Raw genomic sequence first — 16,530 nt, forward strand, 5'->3', positions numbered from 1 at the left:
CATCGGCGGAACCGGCTCCGAGCGGCGGGGAAAGCGGAGCGCCAGCGGAGTCTTTGCCCGCCGCGAGGTTTGCCCGCGGGAGCATGCGGGCCGTACCACCGCGGGAGCGGGAAAATGAATTTACAGCGCTCCTGCCGCCGCTTCCCGGTCCTCGGCAGCGCGTGCGGCCGCGGCCGACCGGTTCTGCAGCGGCAGTTCCGGGAGGAAGAGCACCACGATCAGACCGACCACCATGATGATGGCGGCGAGCATGAACACCAGGGTCATCGACTCGGAGAAGCCGACCTTGAACGGGTGGGCGATCACGTCGGACAGCGTGTTGATGAACGACGTGTCGTTGAGGCCCTCGGTCGACTGCCCGGCCTTGAGCGCCTCGGCCTGGGCCGGGTTGTCGCGCAGCGCCTGGGTGAACGCCGGATCGGACTGCGCGTCCGCGAACGCGTCCTGGATCTTGCCCGGGACGGCGGCGAACAGGACGGACAGGAAGACCGCGGTGCCGAGCGTGCCGCCCATCTGCCGGAAGAACGTGACAGCGGACGTGGCGGTGCCGATCTCGCGGGGCGAGACCGCGTTCTGCACGGCGGTGACCATGGGCTGCATGTTGCCGCCGAGCCCCAGGCCCATGATCAGCATGATGGCCATCACCGCGGGCAGCGGCGTGTCCGCGGTGATCAGCGAGAACAGGCCCAGTGCCAGCAGCATCAGCGTCGAGCCGATGATCGGGATGACGCGGTAGCGGCCGGTCCGGAAGATGATCTGGCCGAAGACGATGGAGCCGGTCATGATGCCGAAGACGAACGGGATCATCTGCAGGCCGGCGACCATCGGGGTCGAGCCCTTCACGATCTGCAGGTAGAGCGGGACCATCATCAGGCCGCCGAACATGGCCATGCCGACGACGAAGCTGCTTGCGGCGCCGACGCCGAAGGTACGGATCCGGAACAGGCGGAGCGGGAGCAGCGCCTCGTCCTTGTAGGCGCGTTCCGCGAGGATGAACGCGACGATGCCCACTAGGCCGACCGCGTAGCAGCCGAGCGCGCGCGGGGAGTCCCAGCCCCAGGCGCGGCCCTGTTCGGCGACGGTGAGCAGCGGGACCAGGCCGACGATCAGTGCGAGCGCGCCGGGCCAGTCGATGCGGTGGTCGGTGCGGTGGTGCGGCAGGTGCAGCACGCGGGCGACGACGACCATGGCGAGCAGGCCGAGCGGGACGTTGATGTAGAAGATGTAGCGCCAGCCGGCGATGCCGAAGATGTCGTCGGCCTCGGCGAACAGGCCGCCGAGGACCGGGCCGAGCACGCTTGCGCTGCCGAAGACGGCCAGGAAGTAGCCCTGGTACTTGGCGCGTTCGCGGGGCGGCACGATGTCGCCGATGATCGCCAGCGCAAGCGACATCAGGCCGCCGGCGCCGATGCCCTGGACCGCGCGGTACGCGGCCAGCTGGTACATGTTGTCGGCCAGGCCGCAGAGCATCGACCCGACCACGAAGATGCCGATCGCGGCCAGGAAGAACCGGCGGCGGCCGTAGATGTCGGAGAGTTTGCCGTACAGCGGCGTCGAGATCGTGGACGTGATCAGGAAGGCCGTTGTGGCCCACGCCTGCACGGAGAACCCGTGCAGGTCGTCGGCGATGGTCCGGATCGCGGTGGCGACGATGGTCTGGTCAAGTGCGGCCAGGAACATGCCCATCATCAGGCCCGCGAGGATCGTCATGATCTGACGGTGGGTGAAGTCGCCTTCGCCCGCTGGGATGGTTGGGGCCGGGGAGGCGGCAGAGGCGCTCACGCGTTACTCCTGGGAGATCGAGTTGCTTGCACCATACACACGGTTCGCGGTGTAGCTCTCTTCGATTACCCCACGGGGTGAGCTGCGATGTTGCCGGAACGGTCAGGCAGCTACCGGCAGCCCCTGAGGACTCGTGCGGGCCAGGCGCGAGGTAAGCGTGCCCTTGGTACCGATCTGGGCGAAATAGGTGGCGCGGCGTCGGGCGACACAGCCGTCCGGGCGAGAGGCGCCGGTCACCTGGTCCGGATCGAGGTGGGTGTTCAGCCCGTCCTTGAGCAGCATCAGCGCCTCCGCGCGCAGCTGGGAGATGCGCGATTCGGTGACGTCCAGCTCGGCCGCGATGACTGACATCGGCTCGTCGTTCAGGAAGTACCTGGTGATCACGGTGCGCAGCCGTTCGGGAAGCGCGTCGATCGCGTTGTGCAGGTAGCCGATCCGCTCGCGGTGGACGAGCAGGTCCTCCGGGCCCATGGTCGGCTCGGTCACCATGTCGTCCGCGCTGCCGGTGGTGAAGCCGTGCAGCGAGAGCACGACCGCGCGCTGTACGTCGTCCTCGACCGAGCTGATCTCCGCGACCGGGAGACCGAGGTGGGCGGCGAGTTCGGCGAGCGTGGGCGTGCGACCGAGCGTGGCGGTCAGGTGCTGCCGGGCCACGTCAGTCTGCCGCGCGCGGGACCGCACCGAGCGGGAAGCCCAGTCGAGTCCGCGCAACTCGTCGAGGAGCGCGCCACGGATCCGGGCCGCCGCGAACCTGTGGAACGGGATGCCCCGCTCGACGTCGAACGCGCGGGCCGCCGTGACCAGCGCGGCCAGGCCGGCCGAGGTCAGATCGTCGCGGTTCACGTGCGCCGGGACGCGGCCGAGCATCTCGCGGACCAGATGGCCGACAAGCGGCATGTTCGCCCGGATCATGTCCTCGCGGTCCCGGTCGCTCATCGTCGCCGGCGTGGTCGTCGTCGTGCTGCTCATCAGTGTTTCCCCCTGCTGGCGTACCTCTCTGGCCAGGGGAAACTCTGATTTTCTTCGGGTGCGGAACGGTTTGCGGACGGTTGCCGTTCGGTTGTTCCCGCGGCCGAACGCTCAGGGGCGGCTTTCTGAGGAGAACGGCAGCCGCGATTTCGGCCCATTCCGCCCCGAACTGCCTCAGATCAACAGCCCGAAAACCTCAAAGTCGATCTTCCCGCTCTGCGGGTGGTGCTGCCCGCATGCTCCCGCGGGCCGCGGTCCCGCCGTGGCCGCGTTTCCCACACCGCGCTCGTTGGGCCCTTCGGGTGCGCTCCACCGTAAGGTGACATTTCGGTCGAGTGTTGTTCTCGGCCGCCCGTGGTGCCCGTGGTGGTCGTGGCGGTCGTGGCCGTGTCCGATATATCGCCATAAGGTGCTCACCCGGCGCTGCCGCCGAGGCTGTCCATCGCGAGCGCTTGCCGAGCGCCGCAAAAACTGCCGAGTGCCGCAGAAGCCTGCCGAGCGCCGCAAAAGTCTGCTGAGTGCCGCAGAAGTCTGCTGAGTGCCGCGAAAGAGAGGTCAACTTCGCGCTACTTGACCTCTCTTTTGCGGCACTCACTGCTTGGCCGCCGATTGTGGGGGCGGTCAGGCGTCAAGGTCACGTGGGCGGGAAGGGCTGCCGGAGGCAAGAAACGGCGCCGACACCACCTAGCCCTCATAACACGAAATGTCGGGCGTGTAACGCCCGAAGGGGTTGGTCCCGGCCACGCGCGGGAGGTGAGCCCGCGGGAGCGTGCGGGTCGCAACCACCCCCAGAGTGGGAAAATGTGGATCTGTGGTCTTGGGGTTGGGGATGAATGCGCGGGCCGCTGCGGCTTCGGGGTGGATGGAAGCCGCGGCGGCGGCCCGCGTAGTGCGGAGCGGTGGCCTGAGGCCGGGTGCGGGAAGGGCGGTCGGCGGTCAGGCGTGGGTGCGGGAGCGGCGGGCGTAGTAGACGAATGCGGGCGGCAGGTTCGCGGTGACGGTACGGCCGAGGACGACCTCTTCGAACGAGCGCTCCAGCATGGCGCGGAAGCGGCGTGCGGCGGGCGTCCGGGCGGCCATCGTGTACGCGAACGTGGTGAACGCGCCGTTCGGGGCCATCGCGGCGTGCACGGCCTCCAGGATCGACTGCTGCGCGCTGAGCGGGAACGATGCCCACGGCAGTCCGCTGATCACCACGTCGACCTTGTCGATGCCGCGCTCCGCGAGCAGTTGCGGCAGGTCGGCGGCGTTGCCGTTGATCACGTCGACGCCGGGGTGGCGCTCCGCGATCATGGTGGCGAGCGCCGGGTTCAGCTCGATGGCGAGGTGCCGGCCGCGACCGGCCAGCTTCTCCTGGATGACGGTGGTGAACGCGCCGGTGCCCGGGCCCAGCTCGACCACGATCGGGTCGCCGCTCTCCGGGATCGGCGCGACGACGGCCTCGCCGAGCCGGCGCGAGCTGGGTGCGATCGCCCCGGTCCGGGCGGGCGAGCGCAGGAACTCGCGCAGGAAGATGGAGGCGTTGCCCATCGATTGATCTCCCGAGGTCAGCACGTGCAGGTTCGGATGGATCTTTCGCGCTGACCGGCGGCCTGTCAAAGCCGCTCGTCCGCCGGGTGCAGTGGAGTGTCGGCAAGCGCGCAGTGCGTCTTCACCGGCGAGTCGACCGGCCGGGACCGGCTCGGCACGCCGAGGAACGCGATCACCGCGCCGGCCGCCATCAGGCCTGCACAGATCCACATGGAGTAACGGTACGTGGGGTGCAGCGCCACCGGATCGGTCAGGCTCCCGGTCCCGATCCCGGCCGCGAGCGGCAGCACGGCCACGGCCAGCAGCCCGGCCGCGCGGGCCACCGCGTTGTTCACCCCGCTTGCCACGCCCGCGTACCGGCGCTCCACCGAGCCGAGCGCGGTCGCGGTAAGCGGCGCCACTGTCGCGGACAGGCCGAGGCCGAGCACCAGCACGGCGGGCAGCACGTCGCGCAGGTAGCTCGCGTCCGGGCCGATGCGCGCGAACAGCAGCAGCGCGGCCCCGCAGATCAGCGGCCCGGCCGTCATCGGCAGACGCGGGCCGATGCGCTCCGCGAGCGCGCCGGCCCGTGCGGACAGCACGAGCATCATCGCGGTCAGCGGGAGCATCGCCGTGCCGGCCGCGAGCGGGCTGAAACCGGCCACGACCTGCAGGTTCAGCACGGTGAGCAGGAAGACGCCGCCGTTGGCCGCGTAGACCGCGAAGGTGGTGAGGTTGGTGGCGGTGAACGCGCGCGAGTAGAACACTGTCAGCGGCAGCATCGGGTGCGGGGAGCGGCGCTCGACAAGCACGAATGCGGCCAGCCCGGCGACACCGAGCACGAGCGTGCCGAGCACGGCCGGGTGGCCGCCGCCGAGCGCGGGCCAGGCGGTGAAGCCGTAGGTGAGACCGCCCAGCCCGATCGCGCCGACGAGCGCGCCGGACAGGTCCAGGCCGCGCGGGGCGCCGTCGTCCCTGGTCTCCGGCACGTGGCGGAGCGCGACCAGCACCACGAGCACCGCGAGCGGCACGTTGATCAGGAAGACCCAGCGCCAGCTCGCGACCTCGACCAGCCAGCCGCCGAGGAACGGGCCGACCGCACCTGCCACACCGCCGAGGCCGGACCAGGCGCCGATCGCCTTCGCCCGGTCCTCGCGCGCGAAGACCGCCTCCAGGATCGCCAGCGAGCCGGGGGTGAGCAGCGCACCGCCCACGCCCTGCAGCACGCGCGCGGCGATCAGCGTCTCCACGTTCGGCGCGAGGCCGCAGAGCAGGGAGGCGAGCGCGAACCAGGCGACGCCGAGCACGAAGACGGTGCGGCGGCCGTACCGGTCGCCGAGCGAGCCGCCGAGCAGGATCAGCGACGCGAGGCTGAGGGTGTAACCGTTCACGGTCCACTGCAGCGCGGCGGCGCCGGCGTCGAGTTCCGCGCCGAGCCGGGGGAGCGCGATGTTGACAACTGTCGCGTCGATGGAGGCCAGCCCGGAACCGAGGACTGTGGCGAAGAGGACCCAGCGGCCCGCGGGGCGGTGGAGTCGGAGATCCGCGTTCATCGAGAATCAAGCTACCGCGCGGTGTGCCGCCAGTGCTGCCGGTCCTTCTCGTCCCTGAGCGAGATGCCGAGCCGGGCCAGCTCCAGGCGCAGCGCGTCGGCGTCTTCGCGGTCGTCCCGGCGCAGTGCGCGCTGCCGGGCGGCGAGCAACGCGTTCGCCCCCGGCGGGAGGTGGCCGTCGTCCTCGGGAAGACCTTCGACCCAGCGGCGGTACGCGTCGGAGTGCGGATCCCCGCCGGCCCGCCACGGGAGCCCGTGCGCGGTGAGCAGCGCCTCGATGCCGGGGCGGGGCGGCAGGTCGCCGCGGACCCGCCACAGCTCGACGCCGTCGCGGCCGAGCACCACTAGCTCTTTGCTGGTCAGGCCGCCTGACTCCTCCACCCAGACCGTGCCGATCTCGGCGTGCCGGGCCCGCCTGGTCTTGTCGCCGCGCCGGACCACAAGCTCGTCGTGGTCCACGCCGATCACGACGTAGCCCCAGAACGCGGACGCGGTAAGTGCCAGCCCGGCCAGCAGGCCCGCGCCGACCATGCCGGTCAGTGCCCAGGGCTCGGGCCAGCTCGCGATCCACCGGACCAGGCCGTGCAGGGGGACCCAGGCGCGATCGTTCAGCCAGCCCCAGAAGTGGTGGACCAGCCAGCCGAGGCCTGCGCCGATCAGCGGGAAACCGGCGCAGACGAGCGCGAGGTCGGCGAGGGAGCGGGGGGCTTTCTGCACGGGTCCAGCCTGCCGGGTGCGGGGCGGGGGCGCGTCGGGCTTTGGTCGATGGAGGCGTAGACCAAAGTCGACGGGGTTCTGTGGTGCCGGCTTCGGCAGTCGGCGGGGGATCCGTACCCTCGAAGGATTGTGATCTTCTAGAGGATCGTGCGGAACCAGTCGACTGTGGTGTGCAGCGCCTCGCGCAGCGGCGTCGGGCGGGTGCCGAACGCGGCCTCGAACGCGGACGAGTCCATGATCTGCGGTTCCAGGTACTGATAGAAGAGCTCCTCGTACTCGGCCATGAACGCCTCGTCGAACGGGCCCCACGGCCGCGGCGAGTCGAGCACCTCGACCTGCGGCGCGGCGCCGGCGATCTCGCCGATCAGCGTGTGGATCTCGCGCGTGGTAAGCGCCGGCACGGTCGGCAGGTGCCACACCCGTCCTGCCGTCTCCGGGCGTGCGCCGAGCAGCGCCAGGCCGCGGGCGACGTCGTGGATGTAGCTGTAGCTGTGCGGCAGGTCGATGTCGCCGAGCGCCATCACGGTGCCGCCGGTCAGCGCGGGCGGGAAGACTGTCGCGCCGAGGCTTGAGTTGAACACGCGCGGGCCGAAGAAGTCGGCGGCGCGGCCGAGCGAGACGGTCAGGCGGCCCTCGTCGTGGGCGCGAAGGTAGTTCGCGTCGAGGTCGGCGCGCATGCGGCCCTTGCGGGAGGTGGCGTTCCACGGGGTGCGCTCGGTCATCGGTGCGCCGCCGGTCGGGCCGTAGGGGTAGAGCGTGTCAAGCACGACGAGGCGGGCGCCGGCCTGCGCGGTCGCGTCCACGACGGTCTGCTGGATGCGCGGCATGATCTCGATCTGCTGCTCGTAGGGGACGTTGACCGCGTGGTAGACGACTGTGGCGCCGTCGACCGCCTTGGCGGCGTCGGCGGGATCGAGCAGGTCGGCGGCCATCTCGCCGGCGTTCGAGGCGGTCCGGGCGACGGTGCGGACCTGGTGGCCGTTGCCGCGCAGCTCGTCGGCGAGCGTGGTGCCGGCGGGGCCGCGACCGAGGACGACGTGTAGCTCCATGGCGAGTCACTCCCTGTTTCTTTGGTTAGATGCCGTAACTAAACAGAGAGTGACTCACCAAGGGGTGGATGTCAAGTCCTACAGGTGCTTGTGCAGGAACGCGGCGGTCGCGTCGGAGGCGGCGGCCACGTGCGGCTCGCTGTCGTAGAGGTCGATGTGCAGATCCGCCTCCAGCCAGCGGATCTCCGACTCGCCCGGCGTCTCCGCCTGCATCCGCCGGGCCAACTCCGGTGAGCAGTAGTCGTCGTTCGTGCCGTGCACGACCAGCAGCGGCGTCTCGGCAAGCAGCGGGGCCGCGCCGAGCGCGTCCAACGTCATCAGCGCGTGAAGCGAGCCGCGCGTCATCTCGTTGCGCCAGTTCGGCGCGGCGCTGCGCGCGGTGCCGTAGTAGGCGAACGGCTCGTCGCCGCCCATCGCGGCCTCGCCGTTGTCCGGGGCGACGGCCGGGATCATCTCGTCCATGGTCTCGATGAAGGAGGTGAGCGCGTTGCGGTAGTTCGCCAGGCCGGACTGTGCGGCGAACCAGGCCGGGCTGTTGTAGGCGCCCGCGATCCCGGCGACCGCGCGCACCCGGGGGTCGGAGGCGGCGGCGCGCACGGCGTAGCCGCCACCGAGGCAGATGCCGACCAGGCCGATCCGGTCCGCGTGTTCCTGAAGCGTGGTGACCGCGGCGCGCAGGTCGGCGAGCTTGCCGGCGCTGTCCTCGTGCTGCCGGCGGCCCCCGCTCTCCCCGAAGCCGCGGTGGTCGAAGGCGAGCGTGATGATGCCCTGCCGGGCCAGCCGGTCCGCGTAGGTCCCGGTCACCTGCTCCTTCACGCCGGTGAACGGGCCGGTCAGCGCGACCGCCCGCCCGTCCGCGTCGTCCGGGACGCGCAGCACGCCGGTCAGCTGCACGCCGTCCGCATCGAAAGTGATCGTCTCGTTTCTCATGCCGGTGACGGTAGGCTGACGCTCCGGTGTGGACCAGAAGGCACTTTTCGGTGCCCATCACGGGGGTGATGTCATGGCGTTGGTGATTCCGGACGTGCTCGAAGAGGGTTGCGCCACCCGGCAGGCGCTGGAGCGGTTCGCGTCCAAGTGGCGGGTACTGGTGATCTACGCGCTGCTTGCCGGCCCGCAGCGGCACGCGGAGCTGCGCCGCAGGCTGGCCGGGATCACCCAGAAGGTGCTCACCGAGACGCTGCGCGGCATGGAACAGGACGGCCTTGTCGAACGGCGCGTGCTGCGCGAGACGGCGCCGCAGCACGTGGAGTACGCGCTGACGGAGATGGGCAAGTCGCTCGAGGCGCCGCTGACCGCGATCTGCGACTGGGCGGCCCGTTAGCCCGCGGGGCGCTCCACCCGCTGACGCTCAGCGGTGATGACGCGGGCGGCGGCGGTGAGGAACGCGCGCGGGTCGTGGGCGAAACCGGCGAAGACGGCCGGGCTGATCGCGGTGAGGATCGCGGCGAGCGTGCGGCGGGTCAGCCCGGTCGTCGCGGCCAGGTCGCCGAGCAGGTCGTGCGCGGTGGGGCCGGCCGTGACCGCACGGGTGACGGACCCGGCGGCCGTGCTTATCGTGTACCGGGGCGGCGCGGCCGGGAGACGGGCGTCGAGCGCGGCCACGCAGGCGGTGATCAAGGCGTGCGAGTCGAGGGTGATCAGGCGGTGTGCCGTCCGGTCCGGCGCCGGTCGTGATCGGGGCAGGCGGGCGTCGCGGACCTCGGGCGGGCGGGGGAACTCGCGCTGCAGCCCGGCCACGAAGTCGCGGTAGGACTCCGGGGTGATCACGGTCAGCTCGTTGAGCACCGGGTCGGTGAGCCGCTCGCCGTCCGCGCCGACCGCCAGGCGCAGGCCGCGGCCGACCTCCTGACGGCGGGAGATGGTGCTGTCGCCGCGCTTGAGCATGCAGATGACGAACACGTTCGGGTTGTCCCAGCCCTCGCGCAGCGCGGAGTGCGAGAACAGGAACCGGACCGGCTCGTCCGGGGAGAGTAGGCGTTCCCGGTCGCGCAGGATCAGGTCGAACGCGTCCTCGTCGTCCGGCGCCTCCGGGTCGGCCAGCCGCCCGGTCCGCCGGTCGACGGAGAAGTAGCCGCGGTGCACGTCCGCGGCGTTACCGCTGCCGGTGGCCCGCAGATACTCCTCCTCGAAGATGCGCGCGTAGTCGCCCTTGCCGTCCGCGCGCGCATAGTCGCGATAGCGCACCACCGCGTCGATGAAGAACAGCGACAACACCTTCACCTGGTACGGCCGCAGCCGCTCCTCCTGCTCCAGGTGCGCGCGCACGGCCTCCCTGATCTGCACCCGCCGCAGCAGTTCCGCACTGCTCTCCGCAGCTGTCACACCGTGCACCGCGATGCGTTTGACCAGGCCGCGCGCGTGGGCGTCGTGCGCGTCCAGGCGGTGCACCAGGTTGCGGGCGATCCGGTGGGTGGCGGAGTAGCGCAGGATCGCGGTCGGGCGGAACGAGGCAAGCGCGCCGAGCGTACGGCCGCCCTCCATCCGCTGCGGCTCGTCCAGGATCAGCACCGGGCGCGCGCCGGCAAGCACGTCGATCGGGCGCCGGGACTGGAAGTCGTCGCGTTCGGTGTGGATGCGGCGGCGGTCCGCCCCGGTGAACGACTGCATGTTGATGATCATCACGTTGATGCCGGGGCCGGACGCGAAGCTCTCCAGCCGGTGCAGGTGCCGGGAGCGGTAGGTGAAGAAACGCGCCTTCCGGCCGTACGCGGCCATGAAGTGCTCGGCGGTCTGCCGGAAAGCGCGCTCCACCCCCTCCCGGATTGCGATGCCGGGCACGACCACGACGAACTTGCCCCACCCGTACCGCTGATGCAGCTCGAAGATGGTCTTGATGTAGGCGTAGGTCTTTCCGGTGCCGGTCTCCATCTCCACGTCCAGGTTCACCGGGCAGCCGGCGCTCGGCAGCAGCGTTGCGGACACGGGCAGGCCGTGCGCGGACTGGACCGCGCGCACGTTCGCGAGCAGCCGGTCCGCGCCGATCCGCAGCGGCGCGTTGGCCGGGCCGGCGACGTGCGGCTGGCCGGCGAACGCGTCCACCACGGCGGCGACCGCCTCGGTCTGGTGCGGCTGGACCGCGTACCGCAGCCGCATTCAGAGCACCCGCAGGTCGATGCCGGGACCGAGCAGCCGTTCCGCGTTGATCCGCAGCTCGTCGCCGGTGAAGCCCGCGTCGCGCAGCACCATCCGGGCCGGGCGCCGCTTCGCCGCCTCCGCGAACAGCTCGGGGGTGTAGGGCGGGCGGCTGTCCAGGCAGGCCAGCAGGTCACCGGCGGCGAAGACGTCGTGGCCGGCGATCTGATCGCGCGTGATCGGCTCGGCCGGGTCGACCCCGAAACGGATCAACACATCAAAGAGCAGATCCTCGTGGGTACGGCCGGGGAGCGCGCGGTCGGCGTGATCCTCAAGCTCTTCCTGCCGGATCTCCTCCGGCCTGCGTGAGGCGTCGGTGATGCTCGGCGCGTCTATCCGCAGCGTGCGGAAGCCGGTGTCGCCCGACCAGCCCTTCTGTGCGCGCACCTCCTCGCCGGAGCGGCGGATGCGCTCACGGGCCAGGTCCGCGATGGTGTCGAAGCCGGGGCCGGAGAACGGCTCGGGGTACTGGACAAGCACGAACCTGCGGTGACCACCGTCGGCCGCGTTCGCCCGGAAGACCGCATGCGCGGTGGTGGCGGAGCCGGCGAAGAAGTCCAGGACAAGCGCGTCGTCGTCCGCTGTGGTGAACGTGCGGATCAGGAACTCGATCAGGAAGACCGGCTTGGGGTAGGAGAACTCGATGCCCCAGCTCGCAAGCATGGCGCTGTTCTGTTTGGTGGTGCCCATGTTGCGCAGGACGGAGACGACGTGGCCGGCGTCCGCGGGGCGGTGCTTGGCGTAGTAGATCGCGCCGCGGTCGGTGAGGGCGAACGTGGTGGTGCGGCCCTTGGCGTCGTGGATCGGGGTGCAGCCGTTGGCGATGAAAAGTTCGAGCAGGTTGCGGCTGCTCCAGCCGGATCGCAGCCGGGCCGGTCGTTCGAGCGTGCCGTCGCGTACCGTGATGGGGTCGATGATCTTGGGGTATCTATCGTCCCTCGGCGCGATATCTCCGTTGTCGAACCAGGCGGGGAAGCCCTTCGGCAGCGTGATCGTCGACTCCGGATTCGCCGGGCCGTTCTTGGTGATCGAGTTCTCGATGCGCTCGTTGAAGAGCTTGCTCTCCTCCTCGATGTTCGGATCGATGATCGCCGGGCGGCCGAGTTTCGTGAGGTCACGTGCGTAGGCGAGGACGTACTCGTGGACTCCCTTGATCGCGCTCTGCTGGTCCACGTTGCCCTCGTTGAGCCAGACGAACTGGGTCAGGAAGTTCGCCTCGCCGAAGACCTCGTCGCAGATCCGCCGCAGGTTCGCCTGCTCCACGTCGTTGATCGAGATGAGCAGCACGCCGTCCTCGCGCAGCAGCGTCCGGGCCAGCGTCAGCCGCTGGTACATCATCGACAGCCAGTTCGAGTGGAAGCGCCCGTCCGTGGCCAGGTTGCCCACCAGCCCGGCCCGCGCCCGGTAGTCGTCCGCCCGCTCCCGGAACCGGTCCGGGTAGACGAACCTGTCGCTGCCGGTGTTGTACGGCGGATCGATGTAGATGACCTTGACCTTGGCCAGGTAGGTCTCCTGCAACAGGCGCAACGCGTCCAGGTTGTCGCCCTCAATGAACAGGTTCCGCGTCACGTCGAAGTCCTGGCTGGACGCCCGGTCCGGGCGCAGCGCCCTGCTCACCGGCTGGTTCGCGGCGAGCAGGGCGTCCCGTTTGCCGGGCCAGTCCAGGTGGAAGCGTTCCCGTGGGCCCTCGATCAGGTGCTCGCCCAGCTCCGTACGTAAGAGGTCCAGGTCGATCGCGGTGCGCGGCGTGCCGTCCGGGTCCCGCCGTTCGGTCACGCAGGCCGGAAAGAGCTCCGCGAGCAGCGCCACGTTCCGGGCGGTGCGATCTGGGGGCCGGGTCACGCCTGCCGAGCGTAGTCGGTGTGGCGCGTTTAACAGAGCGCCTCGGTGAGGAGTCGGGCGGCGCGCTCGCCCGCCTTCCGCGGCGCCTCCGGGTCGGTCACGAAGTCCGGCGGCGAACTGATCGAGAGGATCAACGTCCGGGTGCCGTCCGCCGTCACACCGTCCACCGTCGTCATGCCCGGCACGCTGCCGTCATGACCCCAGAAACCGCCGCACTCCGACGGGGTGAAGAAGATGCCGAGACCGTACTGCCGGCCCGCCGGATCGTCCCCGGTCGGTACGGTCCGGTGCATCTCACGGAACTCGGCCGGGCGCAGCAGCCGGCCCTGCTGGAGCGCCTGCCAGAAGCGGCTCAGATCGGTCGGCGTGGTGACCAGGCCACCGGCCGCGCCCGCGACAGTGGTGTTCCACCGCGTGGTGTCCTGCAGCGCGGTGTCCGGGCCGAAGATCTCGTACGCCTGCACGTGCGGGTTCGGCAGATCCGGATTGTCGCCAGGGTAGGACGTCTGCGTCATCCCGGCCGGCGCGAAGATCCGCTGCCGGAGGTGGGCGTACCACGGCCGGTGCGTGACCCGCTCGATGATCATTCCGGCGACGATGTAGTTCGTGTTCGAGTAGCCCCAGTCCGTACCCGGCGCGAACTCGGGTGCCTTCGCGACCGCCCGCGCGACCAGATCCGCGTCCTCCCAGTGGTCGTAACGGTGCCGCTCGAACGCCTCCGCCGACTCGAACGCCGGCAGGCCGTCGGTGTACTCGGCCAGCCCCGACTGGTGACGCAGCACCTGGCGGATGGTGATCTTCGTACCGTCGTTGCCGTTACCGGAGACCACCCCGGGCAGCCAGCGGTCGACTGTGTCGTCAAGCCGCAGCCGCCCCTCGCCGGCCAGCTGCAGCAGAATCACGGAGACGAACGTCTTGGTGTTGCTGCCCATCCGGAAATAGCCGTTCTCCGGGACCGGACGGCCGGTCGTGACGTCCGCGACGCCGGCCCGCGCCTCGGTGGTCCGGCGGCCGTCGCGGATCAGCGCCTGGACGCCGCTGATGCCGAAGCCGGCGAGGTCGTTCGCGGCCTGCTGGAGTAGGTGCCGGTAACCGGCGGCCTGGTCGGCCCGGTTCGCGGTGGCGGCGGCCGGGTTGGCGGCGAGTGCGGCGGCGAGGACGGTAATGGTCGCCGCTCGCCCGATACGTCGGTACATGTCGTGGACTCCCTTCGTCGGAATGAGCCTAGGAAGACCGGCCCCGGTCCACATCGGCATTCGACCCTGGTCTATGCCTTCGGATGAATCCGGGGCTTACCCCGAGACGTCTTCGGGGTTCTTGCGGAAACGGAGGCGCGCCGTGCCGGGCCGGGCGGATCCGGTGCACGTCGGCGGTAGCGTCTGACGGCATGCGAACCTTCTCGCGTCTGCTGTCCGTCCTGGCGCTGTCCACGGTCGTGCTGAGTGGCTGCTCCGGCCAGGAGAAGATCTGCCGCGACGGCGAATACCCGGTCAAGGCCGTCGACAGTACGACCGGCCGCGCCTGCGCCCCGAACGGCGAGGAACCGCCGGCCGGCTACGTCCGCTACCCGGACGGCAAGGTCCCCAAGCACATCGGCGACGAGTGGGACACCTACTGGAGCACCCGCTCCATCGACAAGAACGGCACCGTCACCGAAGCCGGCTGACCGGGGTGGCCGCGATGGCCCGTCACTCGGGACCGGTCTGTCACAGTGCTGTCGGTCGCGGTCGCGGTCGCGGTCGCGGTCGCGGTCGCGGTCGCGGTAGTGGTTGCGGATCCGGTCCGGGAGTGGCGGCTGACTGATCAGGTGGCTTCGGTGGTGTGCCGTTCGCGGTTGCGGAAACGGCCCGGCGCGATGCCGAACGCGCGCCGGAATGCGGCCGAGAAGCTGAACTCGGTGGCATATCCGAGCTGCGCCGCGATCAAGGCGAGTGGCAGATCGGTGTGGCGCAGCAGGTGCGCGGCCCGGTCCAGGCGGCGGCGCAGCAGGTAGGCGCCCGGCCCCTCACCCGTCGCGGAGGTGAACCGGCGGGTGAGCGCGGCACGGGACAACCCCGCCACGTCGCTGAGCTGCTGGACCGTCCAGAGCCGGTGCGGATCCTCGCGTACGGACCGCAGCACCCGGACGATCCCGGCGTCCGCGACCCCCAGCTCGCCCTGCTGGTCCTGCCAGCGGCGCAGCAGATGGATCAGGATCAGGTCGACGACCGCGGGCAGCGCCAGGTCACTGCCCGGCCGGGAGTCCACCGCGTGCGCGCCGAGCAGGTCCGCGAGCATCCCCAGCGTCTCGTCAATCGGCAGCGTGATCACGTCCGGCAGCCCGCTCAACGCGTCGTGCACCCGGCCCCGGTCCAGGTGGTAACAGCACGAGACGAACTCGACGTCGAAGCAGCCGCGATCGGCCGGAGGCGGCTGCCGGACCTCAGGCAGGCTCCGGAACGGCACCGGAGAGCTGCCGAACCCGTGCGGGCGGCCGTGCGGCACGAAGACGATCTCGCCGGGGTGAAGCGCGACCGGATCGCCCTCCTCCGGCACGAGCCACGGGGCGCCAAGGCGGACGATGTGCAACCCGGAGCCGTTGATCTCGGGAAAGCGCGTGGACCAGACACCCGCATAGCGGTTGCGGACCGCCACCGCCCGGCCCCCGCGCGCGGTGGCGACCACATCGCTGATCATGTCCACCCGGGAGATGCTAACGCGCGCCAAAGTCGTATCCGCCCCGCGCGGGATGAGCATGGCCACGTGGGCCCTGACGCGCTTGGCTGGTCGGCATGGCACACGAGTTCTTCCTCGACGGGGTACGGCAGGTCTACCGGGTGGCCGGGCAGGGACCGCTCTGCGTCGCCCACGCCGGCGGGCCCGGCCTGGACGCGGCCTACCTGCGCGCGCCCGCGCTGGAGCAGCGGTTCACAGTCGTCTACCCGGACCCGGTCGGTACCGGGGACTCCGGCGTGCCCGAGGGCGGATACACGATTGCCACCTACGTGCGCTTCCTGGCCGCGCTCGTCGCACACCTGGGCGACGGGCCGGTCCACCTGCTTGGCCATTCGCACGGCGGTTTCGTCGCGCAGACGTACGCGCTGGCCCATCCGGAACGGGTGGCCGGGCTGATCCTGTACTCCACCTCGCCCGAGGCCGGGCCGGAATTCTGGGCCGAGGCGTCGGCGGGCCTGGCCGCATACCCGGCACGTCACCCCGGCGTGCCCGAGGCGGCGGGCGTGCCGGAGGCATTCCAGCGCGCACTGGCCGCGACCGACGACGACACGCTGAGCGCGTCGTTCGCCGCAGCGCTGCCCGTCTACTTCGCCGACTTCTGGACGCGACGTGCCGAGTTCGCATCGTGGCAGGCAGCGGTCCGGATGGCAGCGGGCCCGGCCACCAGCCAGGACCCGGTCCCGTTCGACGTGCGACACCGCCTCGGCGAGATCACCGCGCCGACCGTGGTCATCACCGGCCGGCACGACTTCATGTGCGGCCCGGCCTACGCCGCCCGACTGGCGGGCGGCATTCCCGGCGCGCGCCTGCACATCCTGGAGGAGAGCGGCCACTTCGGACACCTCGAGCAGCCGTCCGCGTTCGCCGCGGCCGCGGCGGAGGTGCTGGAGCCGGCGTCGCGCTGATGCAGGATCTGCGGCCGGCTCCATGTGGAGAGCCGGGGCGGCGGTGATGCCGCATCCGGCAGGATGGCCGCAGGACCGCGGCCGGACGGCCACGGGACCGCGTGCGCAGTGCGGGCCGCATGCGCAGGGTGGGCTGCCTGCGCAGGGTGGACCGCGTGCGCAGGGTGGGCCGCGTGTCCATGTTGGGCCGCCTGTCCCGGGCGGGCCGCGTGTCCAGGGCAGGCCGAGGCTGCGGCGGACCGGGTGGGTGTAGCCGTCCGGACTGACGGCGGGCGGTGTGCCGGGTCGGGCGCAGCCGGGGGTGGGCCGCGTGGGGGCGCGGGCCCGGATGCGGTGAGCGTTGCGTTCATGACGT

The 16,530-nt window shown here is 70.9% G+C and carries 14 protein-coding genes; 3 read left to right on the top strand and 11 right to left on the bottom strand.

The window, feature by feature from the left end; translation table 11 throughout:
• Positions 1–120: 120 nt before the first annotated feature.
• The 7 genes from ACIA8K_RS11160 to ACIA8K_RS11190 form a co-directional block, all read right to left on the bottom strand.
• A complete protein-coding gene (locus ACIA8K_RS11160; RefSeq protein WP_396057418.1) occupies positions 121–1,782 on the bottom strand; it encodes an MDR family MFS transporter in 1,662 nt (553 codons plus the stop codon).
• 102 nt (positions 1,783–1,884) lie between these two features.
• Entirely contained in the window at positions 1,885–2,751 is an 867-nt protein-coding gene (locus ACIA8K_RS11165) for a sigma-70 family RNA polymerase sigma factor (protein ID WP_396057420.1), read from the bottom strand.
• A gap of 936 nt (positions 2,752–3,687) precedes the next feature.
• Positions 3,688–4,281 (bottom strand): class I SAM-dependent methyltransferase, encoded by a 594-nt coding sequence (locus tag ACIA8K_RS11170; RefSeq protein WP_396057422.1) that lies wholly within the window; start codon positions 4,279–4,281, stop codon positions 3,688–3,690.
• 65 nt (positions 4,282–4,346) lie between these two features.
• Positions 4,347–5,813: an MFS transporter gene (locus ACIA8K_RS11175; RefSeq protein WP_396057424.1), complete on the bottom strand. Its 1,467-nt coding sequence runs from the start codon at positions 5,811–5,813 to the stop codon at positions 4,347–4,349.
• Between the two features lie 11 nt (positions 5,814–5,824).
• Positions 5,825–6,529, bottom strand: coding sequence for a hypothetical protein (locus ACIA8K_RS11180; RefSeq protein ID WP_396057426.1), 705 nt, complete (start codon positions 6,527–6,529; stop codon positions 5,825–5,827).
• A 137-nt stretch (positions 6,530–6,666) separates the two neighbouring features.
• On the bottom strand, positions 6,667–7,578 hold the full coding sequence (locus tag ACIA8K_RS11185; RefSeq protein WP_396057429.1) for an NAD-dependent epimerase/dehydratase family protein: 912 nt from the start codon (positions 7,576–7,578) through the stop codon (positions 6,667–6,669).
• Between the two features lie 78 nt (positions 7,579–7,656).
• On the bottom strand, positions 7,657–8,508 hold the full coding sequence (locus ACIA8K_RS11190; protein ID WP_396057431.1) for an alpha/beta hydrolase: 852 nt from the start codon (positions 8,506–8,508) through the stop codon (positions 7,657–7,659).
• A 73-nt stretch (positions 8,509–8,581) separates the two neighbouring features.
• Here ACIA8K_RS11190 and ACIA8K_RS11195 point away from each other — a divergent pair, with 73 nt between their 5' ends.
• A complete protein-coding gene (locus ACIA8K_RS11195; RefSeq protein ID WP_396057433.1) occupies positions 8,582–8,902 on the top strand; it encodes a winged helix-turn-helix transcriptional regulator in 321 nt (106 codons plus the stop codon).
• On the opposite strand, the gene ACIA8K_RS11200 is transcribed toward ACIA8K_RS11195, so the two are convergent.
• The 3 genes from ACIA8K_RS11200 to ACIA8K_RS11210 are packed head-to-tail and all read right to left on the bottom strand — an operon-like array spanning position 8,899 to position 13,751.
• Positions 8,899–10,674, bottom strand: coding sequence for a DEAD/DEAH box helicase family protein (locus ACIA8K_RS11200; RefSeq protein ID WP_396057435.1), 1,776 nt, complete (start codon positions 10,672–10,674; stop codon positions 8,899–8,901). The two genes, ACIA8K_RS11195 and ACIA8K_RS11200, sit on opposite strands and share 4 nt — an antisense overlap.
• Positions 10,675–12,555, bottom strand: coding sequence for a site-specific DNA-methyltransferase (locus tag ACIA8K_RS11205; protein WP_396057437.1), 1,881 nt, complete (start codon positions 12,553–12,555; stop codon positions 10,675–10,677).
• Positions 12,556–12,584: 29 nt separating this feature from the next.
• Positions 12,585–13,751: a serine hydrolase domain-containing protein gene (locus ACIA8K_RS11210; protein WP_396057439.1), complete on the bottom strand. Its 1,167-nt coding sequence runs from the start codon at positions 13,749–13,751 to the stop codon at positions 12,585–12,587.
• Positions 13,752–13,942: 191 nt separating this feature from the next.
• Here ACIA8K_RS11210 and ACIA8K_RS11215 point away from each other — a divergent pair, with 191 nt between their 5' ends.
• Positions 13,943–14,221 carry an SCO0607 family lipoprotein gene (locus ACIA8K_RS11215; RefSeq protein ID WP_396057441.1) on the top strand — a complete coding sequence of 93 codons (279 nt, stop codon included), beginning with the start codon at positions 13,943–13,945 and terminating at the stop codon, positions 14,219–14,221.
• 137 nt (positions 14,222–14,358) lie between these two features.
• Here the strand turns inward: ACIA8K_RS11215 and ACIA8K_RS11220 are convergent, their stop codons facing one another.
• The gene (locus ACIA8K_RS11220; protein ID WP_396057644.1) at positions 14,359–15,231 is read right to left on the bottom strand and encodes an AraC family transcriptional regulator; all 873 of its coding nucleotides are present in this window, start codon (positions 15,229–15,231) and stop codon (positions 14,359–14,361) included.
• Between the two features lie 95 nt (positions 15,232–15,326).
• On the opposite strand from ACIA8K_RS11220, the gene ACIA8K_RS11225 reads away from it, so the two are divergent.
• Positions 15,327–16,175: an alpha/beta fold hydrolase gene (locus ACIA8K_RS11225; protein WP_396057443.1), complete on the top strand. Its 849-nt coding sequence runs from the start codon at positions 15,327–15,329 to the stop codon at positions 16,173–16,175.
• Positions 16,176–16,530: the final 355 nt, after the last annotated feature.

The organism is Catenuloplanes sp. NPDC051500 (assembly GCF_044454585.1).
In the GTDB taxonomy this organism is placed as follows: Bacteria; Actinomycetota; Actinomycetes; order Mycobacteriales; family Micromonosporaceae; genus Catenuloplanes.